Source organism: Streptomyces sp. NBC_00370, assembly GCF_036084755.1.
In the GTDB taxonomy this organism is placed as follows: Bacteria; Actinomycetota; Actinomycetes; order Streptomycetales; family Streptomycetaceae; genus Streptomyces.
The window spans coordinates 2,932,232-2,944,938 of sequence record NZ_CP107968.1; the positions used below are offsets into that span (position 1 = coordinate 2,932,232).

The 12,707-nt window shown below is 73.2% G+C and carries 9 protein-coding genes; 2 read left to right on the forward strand and 7 right to left on the reverse strand.

The features are described 5' to 3' along the window. Position 1 precedes the first annotated feature (1 nt). Complete coding sequence (locus tag OHS57_RS12905; RefSeq protein WP_328582000.1) at positions 2 to 2,752, forward strand: FtsX-like permease family protein; 2,751 nt, start codon at positions 2 to 4, stop codon at positions 2,750 to 2,752. After that, positions 2,749 to 3,729, forward strand: coding sequence for an ABC transporter ATP-binding protein (locus tag OHS57_RS12910; RefSeq protein ID WP_328582001.1), 981 nt, complete (start codon positions 2,749 to 2,751; stop codon positions 3,727 to 3,729). Before OHS57_RS12905 ends, OHS57_RS12910 begins: the two co-directional genes overlap by 4 nt. 327 nt (positions 3,730 to 4,056) lie before the next feature. Here the strand turns inward: OHS57_RS12910 and OHS57_RS12915 are convergent, their stop codons facing one another. From OHS57_RS12915 to OHS57_RS12945, 7 genes are all read right to left on the reverse strand, one after another. Next, on the reverse strand, positions 4,057 to 4,743 hold the full coding sequence (locus OHS57_RS12915) for a hypothetical protein (RefSeq protein WP_328582002.1): 687 nt from the start codon (positions 4,741 to 4,743) through the stop codon (positions 4,057 to 4,059). Beyond that, entirely contained in the window at positions 4,740 to 5,204 is a 465-nt protein-coding gene (locus tag OHS57_RS12920) for an acyl-CoA thioesterase (protein ID WP_041989623.1), read from the reverse strand. Before OHS57_RS12920 ends, OHS57_RS12915 begins: the two co-directional genes overlap by 4 nt. Positions 5,205 to 5,206: 2 nt before the next feature. After that, positions 5,207 to 6,871, reverse strand: a complete 1,665-nt coding sequence (ettA, locus tag OHS57_RS12925; protein WP_078863648.1) for an energy-dependent translational throttle protein EttA — start codon at positions 6,869 to 6,871, stop codon at positions 5,207 to 5,209. 148 nt (positions 6,872 to 7,019) lie between these two features. After that, entirely contained in the window at positions 7,020 to 8,438 is a 1,419-nt protein-coding gene (locus tag OHS57_RS12930) for a Cys-Gln thioester bond-forming surface protein (RefSeq protein WP_328582003.1), read from the reverse strand. Between the two features lie 173 nt (positions 8,439 to 8,611). Beyond that, positions 8,612 to 9,043, reverse strand: a complete 432-nt coding sequence (locus OHS57_RS12935; protein ID WP_328582004.1) for a single-stranded DNA-binding protein — start codon at positions 9,041 to 9,043, stop codon at positions 8,612 to 8,614. A gap of 141 nt (positions 9,044 to 9,184) precedes the next feature. Then, positions 9,185 to 11,050, reverse strand: a complete 1,866-nt coding sequence (locus tag OHS57_RS12940) for a GTPase (protein ID WP_328582005.1) — start codon at positions 11,048 to 11,050, stop codon at positions 9,185 to 9,187. Between the two features lie 5 nt (positions 11,051 to 11,055). Then, positions 11,056 to 12,684 carry a dynamin family protein gene (locus OHS57_RS12945; protein ID WP_328585053.1) on the reverse strand — a complete coding sequence of 543 codons (1,629 nt, stop codon included), beginning with the start codon at positions 12,682 to 12,684 and terminating at the stop codon, positions 11,056 to 11,058. Positions 12,685 to 12,707 lie beyond the last annotated feature (23 nt).

Sequence of the window (12,707 nt, forward strand, 5' to 3'; positions counted from 1 at the left end):
CATGAGAGCCGTCGCCCCCTGGGTACGCACCCGGCTGCGCGCAGCGCCGGGACCCGCCGTCGCGCTGGCGCTGCTCGCGCTGATCACCGCGTTTCTCGCGGCGGCCTTCCCGCGCGCCGTCGACACGTACGAGGGCGCCGCGCTGCGCCACGAGCTGGGTGTGGCGTCGCCCGACCACACCGTCGTCGAGGTGACCCGCCCGCTGGATTCGGCCGGTCTCACCGGGACGCCCGGCCAGATCGAGCAGGAGCTGCGCCCCGGCTTCCTCGGCCCGCGCTACGACCGGGTCGTCGCCACGCTGCCGGAACCGCTGCGCGCCGACCCCGGGCAGTCGTCGTACGGGGTGCACACGCTGGAGGGGCTGAAGGCGGCCGACCCGTGGTTGCCCCGGCCCGAGGGGCTTGCCAGCGTCTTCACCCTGAGCACCCAGTCGGACCTCGCCGGGCACTCCCGGCTGCGCGAGGGACGGCTGCCGAGGGCCGCGGCGGGCTCGGTGACCGCGACGACCACGCAGGTCGAGGCCGCGGTCACCACCGAGAACGCCGGGCCGCTCGGCATCAAGGTCGGCTCCACGATCCATCTGCCGTCGACGGTCGGCCGGCAGACACTGGCCGTGCGGATCACCGGCATCGTCGAGCCGCTGCGGCCCTCACTGAGCTACTGGTCGGCGGAGTCATCACTGCGCAGGGCCGTCCTGACGGCGGCGCCCGGCAACGGCGGTCTGGTCAGGCACTACTGGGCGGGCGGGCTGCTGCTGCCGCCCGAGGCGGGGCCCGCGCTGCTCGGCGCCACCGACAAGGCCGAGTCGTACTGGCGCGTGGCGCCCGAGACGGCCGGGCTCAGGGGCGCCGACATCGGCCGGATCGACGACGCCGTCGCCTCGCTCGAACACGGCCCGCTCCAGACGGAGCTGCGCACGTCCGTCGCGCAGGACGCCGAGGCGGACTCCGGGCTCGACGACATCGTCACCGGACTCAGCTCCCTGCTCGGCGCCGTACGCCCGGTGGTCGCCGTCGCCGCCTTCGGCGCCGGTACGGTCGCCGGTGTCGTCCTGCTCATGGCCGCCGGGCTCGCCGCCGGCCGGCGCGGGGCCGAACTGACCCTGCTGCGGGCGCGCGGCGCCTCGGTGCGCGGCATCGCAGGGCGGCTGCTCGCCGAGACCGCGGTGCCGGTGCTGCCCGCGACGGCCGCCGGCTGGGGGCTCGCCGTCCTGCTGACGCCGGAGGGCCGGCTGCCCGCCTCGGTGCTGGCCGCCGTGGGCGTCGCCGTGCTCGGCTGCGGGGCACTGCCGGTGCGGGCCGCCATCCTGCACCGCAGGCCCCGGCTGCACGGCGAGCGCGACGATCTCGTACGGGCCAGGCCGTCGCGGCGGCGTACCGTCGCCGAGCTGACCCTGCTCGTGGTCACGGTCGGCGCCGTGGTCGCGCTGCGCCGCCGGGGTACGTCGGAGGGCGGCGTGGACCAGCTGGTCAGCGCGGCGCCGGTGCTGGTCGGGGTGATCGCCGCGCTGGTGCTCGGCAGGCTCTACCCGCTGCCGCTGCGGTTCGCCGCCCGGCCGATGGCCCGCAGGCGCGGCGCGACCGGGTTCCTGTCGCTGGCCAGGGCGGGCCGCTCCACCACCACGGCCGCGCTGCCGCTGCTCGCGCTGCTGATCGCGCTGACGACGGCGGCGTTCGGCGGCTCCGTGCTCGCCGGGATCAGCGACGCCCGTGACCGGGCCTCGCTGCTGTCGGTGGGCGCCGACGCCTCCGTCGAGGCGGTGGGACAGCTGCCGGCCTCGCTGGCCGGCGCCGTACGGAAGACCGACGGCGTGCGTGACGTGACGTCGCTCGAACGCGACGACAACCTGGACCTCGGCGACGTCCAGGGCGGCGCCGTCAGCGGGGTCGTCACGCTGCTCGCCGTCGACCCCGACTCGTACGCGCGCCTCGCCCGTACCACCGGCCGGGGCGCCTTCCCCGCCGACGAGCTGAAGCGTCCCGGGGCGTCGGGGCCGCTGCGCGGTATCGCGTCGCCCGGTGTCGCCGCACGGCTGGGCGACGGGAGCGCGCGGGTCGGCAACTCGTTCCGGATGTTCAGCGTCCGGGTGGCCGCCGTACGGGACGCGACGCCCGCCATGTCCGACGGCGACTTCCTCGTCGTCAACGCGGCCGACCTGCCCGAGCACCAGGACAACACCCTGCTGGTGACCGGGCCTTCGGTACGCGGCTCGGCGCTGCGGGCCACCGCGCACGCCGCGGGCGCCGGGCTCGATGTGCGACTGCGGTCCGAGACACGGGACGCGCTGACCGACTCACCGGCCCAGAGCGGCGCCGAACGCATCTACACGGTGGCCGTCGCCGCCGGCGCGGGCTTCGCGGTCCTGGCGCTGCTGCTCGCACTGCTCCAGGCCGCCCCCGAACGCACCGCGCTGCTGGCCAGACTGCGCACGATGGGGCTGACCCGGCCCCAGGGCAGACGGCTGCTGGTCATGGAGTCGATGCCGCAGGCCCTGCTGGCCGCCTGCGGCGGGGCGCTGGTCGGCTGGGCGGCGATCCGGCTGCTGGCGCCGGGCCTCGACCTGGCCCGACTGGCCCTGTCCGACCAGCAGTTCCCCGGCCTGACCGCCGTACATCTGCGCGCCGACCCCCTGTCGCTGCTGCTGCCCGCCGTCGGCGTGGTGGTGCTCGCCGCGGGGGTGGCCGTCGTCCAGGCGTGGCTGGCGACCCGGCGCACGACAACGACCGAACTCAGGGCAGGAGACCCGCGATGACCGAAATCTCGCTCGCCGAACTCGAACAGCGCGCGGCGGCCCGCAGGGACCGGCCCGAGTACGGGCACGACGCGCTGATCACCTGCGACCGGCTGGTGCGGATCTTCTCCACCGACGGTGTCGAGGTCCAAGCCCTGCAGGGCCTCGATCTGCTGGTCAGGGAAGGCGAGTTGATGGCTCTGGTCGGCGCTTCGGGCAGCGGCAAGTCGACGCTGATGAACATCCTCGCCGGTCTCGACGAGCCGACGGCGGGCGCGGCGCGGGTCGCGGGCCGCGACCTGCTGGCGATGGGCGCGCGCGAGCGGCTGCGCTACCGGCGTGAGGTCGTCGGGTTCGTCTGGCAGCAGACGGCGCGCAATCTGCTGCCGTACCTGACGGCGGTGCAGAACGTCGCGCTGCCGATGCAGCTGCGCGGCCGGGGCGGCTCGGGCGGCCGGGGCGGCCGGGGCAGCCGGGTCTCGGCGGGGAAGAAGGCCGAGCGCGCCGAGATGCTGCTGTCGATCCTGGAGGTCGCCGACTGCCGCGACCGGCGCCCGCACCAGATGTCGGGCGGCCAGCAGCAGCGGGTCGCGATCGCCGTCGCCCTCGCCAACGAGCCGTCCGTGCTGCTGGCGGACGAGCCGACCGGTGAGCTGGACTCGGCGACGGCGGAACAGATCTTCGCCGCGTTCCGCACGGCCAACGAGGAACTGGGCACGACCATCGTGATCGTCACGCACGACCAGACGGTCGCGAGCGAGGTCCGCCGCACGGTCGCGATCCGCGACGGCCGCACCTCCTCGGAGGTGCTGCGACGCACCGAGGTCGACGCGACGACCGGCCAGGAGTCGCTGGTGGCAAGGGAATACGCGATGCTCGACCGCGCGGGCCGCCTCCAGCTGCCGGCCGAGTACACGGAGGCGCTGCGCATGGAGCACCGGGTGATGCTGGAACTGGAACAGGACCACATAGGCATCTGGCCGGACGAAACACCTTAGTCGGAGGGCTCGGTTCGCCCTCTTTTTTGGGGGGCTCGGTTCGCCTCCGGGGCGCCTTGTGCCACTGTCGACGGTCGACCGTGCTCGGTCCGCTCGTTCCTCGCAGGCCTGCGTGGACTCTCCCTTTCGACAGCGGCGCGCACACCCCCTTTTTTTCAGGCTCGGTTCGCCTCCGGGGCGCTTTAAGCCACTGTCGACGGTCGACCGTGCTCGGTCCGCTCGTTCCTCACGGACCTGCGCGCGCTCTCCCTTTCGACAGCGGCGCGCCCCTTCGGCTCACTCGCCACGGGGTGGGCCGGGGCGCCGGGCCTGGCGTCGGGGCAGGCGTTATGCCGGGGTCACGCTGAGGCCCGGTAGGGAGCCGAGGCCGCCGGTGCCCGCCAGGCGGACCGCCGTCGAGCCGAACGGGGTGCGTAGCCGTAGCCAGCTTCCCGCGCCGAACAGCGCGGCCGGGGCCTCGTCGGCCGTCGGCCTCAGGAAGCCCACCGACTGGGCCGCGTGCACGGCGCGCAGCGGCAGGTCCGTGGTGCCGAGGGTTCTGGACCAGATCTCGTTGCCGATCCGGTCCCGCTCGGCGCGGGTGCGGTGTGCCTCCGGCAGTGCCTCGTCGCGGCTGCGGAACTCGGCGACGGCCGCCGCAACGGCGGCCCGCATCTGGGCGGTCCCCGGCAGTCCGTCGAGCTGGCGCCAGCCGCCGCGCGGCGGCAGCACCCCGGCCCACGGGGGGCCGGTCACCGGGGCCGGTACGGCGAACTGCCGCCCCTCCCCGATGCCTTCGAGCAGTTCGCCGGCCGAGACCGTGACGTCCAGCTCGGCGGGTTCGCCGAGCCGCACCGTACGGATGGCGAGCACGTCGAAGGACGGCGGCCTGCCGAAGACAGCGACCGCCGCTCCGCCGCCCTGGAGCCGGACGGCGGCGGCGCGGTCGTAGTGGATCAGCCGGCCGAGGAAGGCGGCGAGATCCGCCGCCTCTCCCGAGTCGGCGAACCGCAGGGTCTGCACCGGGGCCGTCATGCCGCGAGCGCGTCCTTCGGGTCCTTGTCGTTCGTGTCGTCGTCGTCCAGGTACTTCATGAGGAAGGACTTCTCCTCCTGGGTGATCCGCCGGGGCCGGCCCGCCGCGAGGTCGTACGGCACGACGACGGTCGCCGCCTGCACGTAGACCTCCGTGCTGCCGTCGTCCGCGGTGTCCTTGATCTCGTACGCGATCGTCAGCGACGCCGCGTTCAGCTTCGTCACCCACGACTCGATGGTCACCGGTTCGTGCCGGTGGACCAGCGGCCGCTTGTAGTCGATCTCGTGGCGGGCCACCACGGACCCCCCGGAGAACGACGGCGAGCCGTCCCCCGGCGCCAGCCGGAACATGAAGTCGATGCGGGCCTCCTCCAGATAGCGGAGGAAGACCACATTGTTGACGTGCCCGAAGGCGTCCATGTCCGACCAGCGCATCGGGCAGCGGTAGATGTGGCGCGCCATCGTCAGTCCCGGGTCAGCTTCTTGTAGGTGGCGCGGTGCGGACGGGCCGCGTCGGCGCCGAGCCGCTCGATCTTGTTCTTCTCGTACGACTCGAAGTTGCCCTCGAACCAGAACCACTTGGAGTCGCCCTCGTACGCCAGGATGTGCGTCGCGACGCGGTCCAGGAACCACCGGTCGTGGGAGACGACCACCGCGGCGCCGGGGAACTCCAGCAGCGCGTTCTCCAGCGACGACAGCGTTTCCACGTCGAGGTCGTTGGTCGGTTCGTCGAGGAGCAGCAGATTGCCGCCCTGCTTGAGGGTCAGCGCCAGGTTGAGACGGTTGCGCTCACCGCCGGACAGCACGCCGGCCGGCTTCTGCTGGTCGGGGCCCTTGAAGCCGAAGGCGGACACATAGGCGCGGGAGGGCATTTCGACCTGGCCCACGTTGATGTAGTCCAGCTCGTCGGAGACGACCGCCCACAGCGACTTCTTCGGGTCGATGTTGGACCGGCCCTGGTCGACGTAGCTGATCTTGACCGTCTCGCCGACCTTGATGGAGCCCGAGTCCGGCTGCTCGAAGCCCTGGATCATCTTGAACAGCGTGGTCTTGCCCGCGCCGTTCGGTCCGATCACGCCGACGATGCCCATGCGCGGCAGCGTGAACGACAGGTCGTCGATCAGCATCTTGTCGCCGAAGCCCTTGGACAGGTTCTGCACCTCGACGACGATGCTGCCGAGCCGCGGGCCCGGCGGGATCTGGATCTCGTCGAAGTCCAGCTTGCGCATCTTGTCGGCCTCGGCCGCCATCTCCTCGTAACGGGCGAGCCTGGCCTTGGACTTGACCTGGCGCCCCTTCGCGTTGGAGCGGACCCACTCCAGCTCTTCCTTGAGCCGCTTGGCGCGCTTGACGTCCTTCTGGCCCTCGACCTTGAGCCGCGCCTGCTTGGACTCCAGGTACGTCGAGTAGTTGCCCTCGTAGCCGATGGCGCGGCCGCGGTCCAGCTCCAGGATCCAGCCGGCCACGTTGTCGAGGAAGTACCGGTCGTGGGTGACGGCGACGACGGTGCCGGGGTACTTCGCCAGATGCTGTTCCAGCCAGGCGACGGACTCGGCGTCCAGGTGGTTGGTGGGCTCGTCGAGCAGCAGCAGGTCGGGCGCTTCGAGCAGCAGCTTGCACAGCGCGACCCGGCGCCGCTCACCGCCGGAGAGGTTGGTGACGGGCCAGTCGCCGGGCGGGCAGCCCAGCGCGTCCATGGCCTGCTCCAGCTGGGTGTCCAGGTCCCACGCGTTGGCGTGGTCCAGGTCCTCCTGGAGCTGCCCCATCTCCTCCATGAGGGCGTCCGAGTAGTCGGTCGCCATCAGCTCGGCCACTTCGTTGAAGCGCTTGAGCTTGCCCATCAGCTCGGCGGCGCCGTCCTGGACGTTCTCCAGCACGGTCTTCGACTCGTCGAGCGGCGGCTCCTGGAGGAGCATGCCCACCGAGTAGCCGGGCGACAGGAAGGCGTCGCCGTTGGACGGCTGCTCGATGCCGGCCATGATCTTCAGCACGGTGGACTTTCCGGCGCCGTTCGGACCCACCACACCGATCTTCGCGCCCGGCAGGAAACTCAGCGTCACGTCATCGAGGATGACCTTGTCGCCGTGCGCCTTACGCGTCTTGCGCATCGTGTAGATGTACTCAGCCAAGAGAAACCGTCCGGCAGATCGAGAAGGGCCAATGTGCGGCTCCGCCGCGTGAGGGCAGATACACCCATCTTGCAGCACCTCGGTACCCCAACGGAAACGGGTACCGGTGGCTGCCGGGGCCACTGCCCGGCAGCCGGTGACCGTACGGTCACTTTCCGCCGGTGGAGTTCTTCCTGCGGAGGAAGAAGACCGCGCCGCCGCCCACGAGCACGAGCACGATCGCGATGCCGGCGATGACCGGTGTGGCGTTGGACGAGCCGGTCTCCGCCAGCCCCTCGCCGCCCGAGTAGGCCGTGACGCCGTCGGTGGGCACCTCACCGGCCGAAGCGGGGCTGGGCCCGGATCCCGGCTGGTCGAGCGTGGTGACCGGGGCGCCGGAGACCGCGCAGTCCAGCAGCCCCTTGAAGGTCTCCTGCAGCCCGCCGGGTCCTTCGACGGTGAAGTCGTACGTCTGGTCCTCGTCGACCGGGACGGTGATGGTCCGGGTCTCCCCCGCCGCGACCGTGTGCCGCTGACCCGCCAGCTGGAAGGTGAAAGCGGCGTCGCCCTCGTTGACCGCCGTGACGTCCACCCCGCCCCTGGCGCAGTTCTTGGTCGCCGTCAGCGCCGGTATCGGCCCTCGCTTCGCCCAGTTCGCCGTGGCCGTCGCCGAGACGGTCGAATCGCTGGAGCCGGCCAGGATCTGCGTCTGGCTCTTGGTCACCCCGGCGAAGGCCCGGCCGACCGGGAGTGACGTCGTGGCCTGCACGCCGAGCTGCGCCGTACCGTCCGCCGCCTTGTCCGGCACGTCGAAGTAGAGCTGCGAGCCGTCCTTGGCCGAGGTCACCGGCTTGCCGTGCTTGTCGGTGACCCGGACGCCGCTGGCGGCGGCGTCGGCGGGCGGTACGACCGTGACGCTGTCGGTGTCGGTGGTGCGGACCGTGACCGGGCCGAGCAGGTCACCGGCCTTGCCGGAGACCGCCGCGGGCTGCAGCGTCAGCGACGCCTTCGGCTCGGCGGCGTCACGCGCCGAGCGCTGGAGGTAGTCCGCGAGCTTCTCGGCCTGCGGGTCGGTCGCGTCGACGTCGGCCCCGTCCGAGTACCGCCAGATCGCGACCTGCGTGCCGGCGGCTGCCGTCTTCTCCGTGAGCGGTCCGGTGCCGGCGGTCTTGGCGAGGCCGGAGAGGTCGTCCACCTGCGGGTAGGAGTGCTGGAGGATCCAGCGGATCTTGCCGGAGTTCTTGTTGGCGCCGAGGGACGTCTGGTCCCACGGCGTCTCCTGGTACTTCGCCTCGCTCTGCGTCGGGTTGTGGATGTCCACGCAGTACGTCTTGAGTCTGCCGCCGCCGTCGACGGTCATCTCGAACAGTCCGGCGGAGAGCGGCTGGTCCTTGCCGTCCGTGTGGAGCACAGCACCGTCGTAGGTGGTCAGCCCGTCGAGGGTGGCGGAGGCGCCGCCCTGGTACTGGGGTGTCTCGTCGTCGGCGGCCGCCGTACCGGCACCGGCCGCGGTGCCCATGGCCACCAGACCCGAGACGAGGAGCGCCGCGGCGAGGCGGCTGGTGAGCCGCCGTCGTACGGATGACACAGATATCGCAGAAAACACAGATTCCCCTCCGGGCGAGGGCCAGTGCCCCGTGAAGTACTCGAAGATCCTATGGAGGGGGTCCGACGAGATTCCCGGTCATGCGATCAGATAACCGTACCGACTCGGAATCGTTATCGACCGCCGGGTGCCCGTTCGGGACCCCCAACTGCCGCTCAGGGCGGCCCGGTCGGCCCGCCCGGCGGGGACGCGGACGGGGAGGCCGGTGGGGGTGCCGGTGGCGGCGCCGCCTTGACGACCCGGCGGAACGCGGCCGTTCCGCGCGTCAGATCATGTCCGACCGCCACGGCGTCGATCTCCACGGATGTCCGGCGCTGCCCCTCCCGCTCCTCCTCGCGCACCCGCAACCGGCCGTGCACCACGAGCGGTTCACCGACGGCGACCGACGCGGCCAGATTCGCCGCGAGGCTCCGCCACGCCCACACCGTGTAGAAGCTCGTCGGCCCGTCGGTCCAGACCTCGTTACGCCGGTCGAAGCGGCGCGCGCTCGCCGCGAACCGGAAGCGCGCCGTCGCGCCCGTCGCCGACTCCCTGAACTCCACGCCCGTCGCCGCGTTCCCCACCACCGTCACCACGGTGTCGTACATGACAGCCCCCTCTCGCCCAGCGGCGGTCCACCCGGCTCCGGGCCCGGTCCGTCCGGTCCGATCCGCCGTGTCTCCATGCTGGACCGGACCGCCGGAACCCGCTGGGGCCTGTGGACAAACCCGCGACGGGGGAAACGCCCGTCACCCGCCCGTGGCGCCGGACACCGTCACGTACTGCTCCCGCACCTCGCGGTAGCGCATCAGCTCCGCCGAGATCGGGTCGAGCACCTTCACCCGGCCGCAGCCGGCGGCCGCCTCGCGCAGCCGCCGTTCGGTGTCCTGCCCGTACCGCCTGGCCGGCCCCTTGGCGGCGGCGGCGCACGCCCACTCCACCAGCGGCCCGCCGATGATCCCGGCGAGCATCACCAACACGGGCGGCAGCAGCCCCGGTTCCAGTACGCCCACGATCTGGCCGACCAGCCACAGCGCGCCGAAGATCTGCAACAGCGTCATGGACGCCTGGGTCAGCACGGCCGCGGGCCACCACGCCGGGCGCGGGGGCCGGCCGGTCGCCCCGGCGGCACCCGACCCGCCGGACCCGCCCGACCCACCGGACCCGCCGGACCCGCCGGACGTACCCGGCGTGCCTGCCGCGCCCGGGGGCGCCGCGAGCACGTCCAGCGCCTCCGGCAGACCTTCCGCGCCACGTACGGCCGCCTCGCGCACCGCGAGCGCCCACGGCGCCGGCAGCCCGTCGGACGCCTCGTCAGCGACCGTACGTACCGCCTGTTCGACCCGCTGCCGCGCGGTCAGTTCCTCCTCCAGCACGACGGCCGCCGGCTGCGGGGTCTCGCCGCCGGGCGTGCGCTTGCCCTCGTACCAGCGCCACAGCCGCAGCCACGGCGTCCCGCACGCCCGGCTCGCGTTCCTGCGCCACTCCCGCTCGGCCGCCTCGCCCGCGGCCACCGCGCCCACGGCCCAGGCGAGCCGGTCGGCGAACTGGTCGCGGCAGCGCTCGTCGAGCCCGGCCCGGCCCTCGGCGACGTACGCGGAGCGCAGCCGTCCGGCCGCCGCCGTCACATCGGCGGAGAGGCGGCGCGCGGCGGCGTTGCGTTCCTGGACGAACCGGCCGAGCAGTTCGCGCAGTTCGCCGACGCCCTGGCCGCCGAGCGCGGAGACGGCGAGCACCGTCGCGCCCGGCTCGCCGTGTTCGCCGAGCGCCATGCCGTCCTCGTCCAGCAGCCGGCGCAGATCGTCCAGCACCTGGTCGGCGGCGTCGCCCGGCAGCCGGTCGACCTGGTTGAGCACCACGAACGTGACCTCGGCGTGCCCGGCGAGCGGGCGCAGGTAGCGCTCGTGCAGCGCGGCGTCCGCGTACTTCTCCGGGTCCACCACCCAGATCACCGCGTCCACCAGCGCCAGCACCCGGTCCACCTGTTCACGGTGGCGGGTGACGGCCGAGTCGTGGTCGGGCAGGTCGACCAGGACCAGGCCGTGCAGCTCCTCGTCGCCGTCGCCGCCCGCGAGCGGCCTGCGCCGCAGCCTGCCGGGGATGGCGAGCCGGTCGAGCAGCCCCGCTGCCCCGTCCGACCAGGTGCAGGCGATGGGCGCGGATGTGGTGGGCCTGCGCAGCCCCGTCTCCGAGATGGGCACCTCGGCCAGCGCGTTGAACAGCGTGGACTTGCCGCTGCCCGTGGCGCCCGCGATGGCGACGACCGTGTGCCGCGACGACAGCCGCTGGCGGGCCGACGCCTCGTCCAGGACGCGTCCGGCCTCGGCGAGCGTGGGCCCGTCCACCCGGGTCCTGGACAGGCCGATCAGCTCGCCCAGGGCGTCGAGCCGTACCCGCAGGGGGCCTTCGTACGCGCCGCCGATGGGGGTGTGCGGCATGGTGGCGCCGTCCTGCCCGCCGTCAAGGCCCTCCACTCCGCTCAGCCCGTCGAGCCCGGTCAGCGCGTCGATGCCCGCCACACCGCCCTGGGCGCCCTTCTCCCCCACCCGCCGGGCGATGAACCCGTCGTCCCAGCCGCCGGTCTGCTCACTGTTCTCGTCCGTCACAGCGGTCACGTCGGTCACTTCTCCTTCTGCAGTACGGACAGGGCGGCGATCAGTTCGGCCTGCGGCTCCGGGGTCACCCCGAGGGCGTCCAGGGGCGCGAGCCGCCGTTCGCGCTCCCCGCGCAGTACCCGGTCGACGTACGCCGTCACCAGCTCGCCGCCCCGGTCCCGCAGCCGCAACGCGGCTTGCGCGCCGATGAGTTCGGCGAGCCGTTCGCCGGCGAGCCGGGCCCTGCGGCCGCCGAGCAGCGCCGCCGCGAGCAGCGCGGCGACCGTGTCGGACTCGGGCGCCGCGTTGCGCTCCAACTGGCGCACCTCCTCCTCGGCCAGCTCCTCCAGCTCCCTGCGCCAGCGGCGTACGGCCATCCCGATGCGCTCGGAGGTCTCGGCGTCCCGGTGGCCCGGCGCTTCGAGCGCCGCGGCGGCCGGCTCGCGCCGCCACGCTTCCTCCACCCGCTCGTCGGCCGCCGCCACGGCGCACTGGAGCAGCGCGCCCAGGCTCTCCACGAGCGAGTCCAGCAGTTCCCGCGCCGAGCTGTCCCTCGGGTAGCTGCGCCAGCGGGTCCGCGCGTCCCCGGCGAGGACGGCGCCGCGCTGGGTCTGCCGGCGCACCCGGTCGCCCTCGGTGGTGTACGCGTCCTCGACGGCGCCCATCAGCCGTACGGACGCCGCGTACTGCGCGGCGACCGCTCCGGCCAGCTCCGGCATCCGCACATTGAGCGAGTCGACCACGCCCGACGCCGTACGCACCACGGCCTGCTGACGGGCCGCCGGGTCCTGCACCCGGTGCGCGAGCCAGGCGAGCAGCGGCGCGACGGCGGTGGTCGGCAGCAGCCCGCTGCCGCCGCCCGCCGACTCCGGCAGCTCGGGGATGGTGAAGCGGGGTACGTCGCCGAGCCCCGCCCTCGTCATCAGCGCGCCGTACTGCCGTGACACCTCGTCAACGACCTGATGAGGCACCCGATCGAGGACACTCACCAGGGACGCGTCGTACTCCTTCGCGGTACGGAGCAGATGCCAGGGGACGGCGTCCGCGTACCGGGAAGCGGTCGTCACCATCACCCACACGTCGGCCGCGCAGATCAGTTCGGCGGCCAGCAGCCGGTTCTCCACCACGAGCGAGTCGATGTCGGGGGCGTCGAGGAGCGCGAGCCCGCGGGGCAGCGAGGGCGCGGTGTCGATGCGCAGCGCGTTGGCCTCCAGGCTCTCCACGTCGCCGTCGCCGATGTCGTCCGCCTCGTCGGCCCCGCCGTCCGCGCCGTTCTCGGCCCGCTGGGGCAGCCATACGCGGGTGAGTTGCGGCAGCACCCGCACCCCCGCGAACCAGTGGTGGTCCTCGGGGTGACACACCAGCACGGGGGTACGGGTGGTGGGCCGCAGCACCCCGGCCTCGCTGACCCGGCGCCCCACCAGCGAGTTGACGAGCGTGGACTTGCCGGCCCCGGTGGACCCGCCGACCACGGCGAGCAGCGGCGCGTCCGGATCCTTGAGCCGTGGCAGCAGGTAGTCGTCGAGCTGCGCCAGCAGCTCGGCCCGCGTCTGCCGGGCGCGCGGGGCCCCCGGCAGAGGCAGTGGAAGACGCACGGCAGCGACACGGTCGCGCAGTGCGGAGAGTGCGTCGATCAGCTCAGGCCGTACGTCCAAGGTCACCACATGTGAAGAATGCC

Bases quoted from the DNA above. Each gene is read 5' to 3' on its own strand.
- OHS57_RS12905 (WP_328582000.1), top strand. From the start codon at position 2: ATGAGAGCCGTCGCCCCCTGGGTACGCACCCGGCTGCGCGCAGCGCCG.
- OHS57_RS12910 (WP_328582001.1), top strand. From the start codon at position 2,749: ATGACCGAAATCTCGCTCGCCGAACTCGAACAGCGCGCGGCGGCCCGC.
- OHS57_RS12915 (WP_328582002.1), bottom strand. From the start codon at position 4,743: ATGACGGCCCCGGTGCAGACCCTGCGGTTCGCCGACTCGGGAGAGGCG.
- OHS57_RS12920 (WP_041989623.1), bottom strand. From the start codon at position 5,204: ATGGCGCGCCACATCTACCGCTGCCCGATGCGCTGGTCGGACATGGAC.
- OHS57_RS12935 (WP_328582004.1), bottom strand. From the start codon at position 9,043: ATGTACGACACCGTGGTGACGGTGGTGGGGAACGCGGCGACGGGCGTG.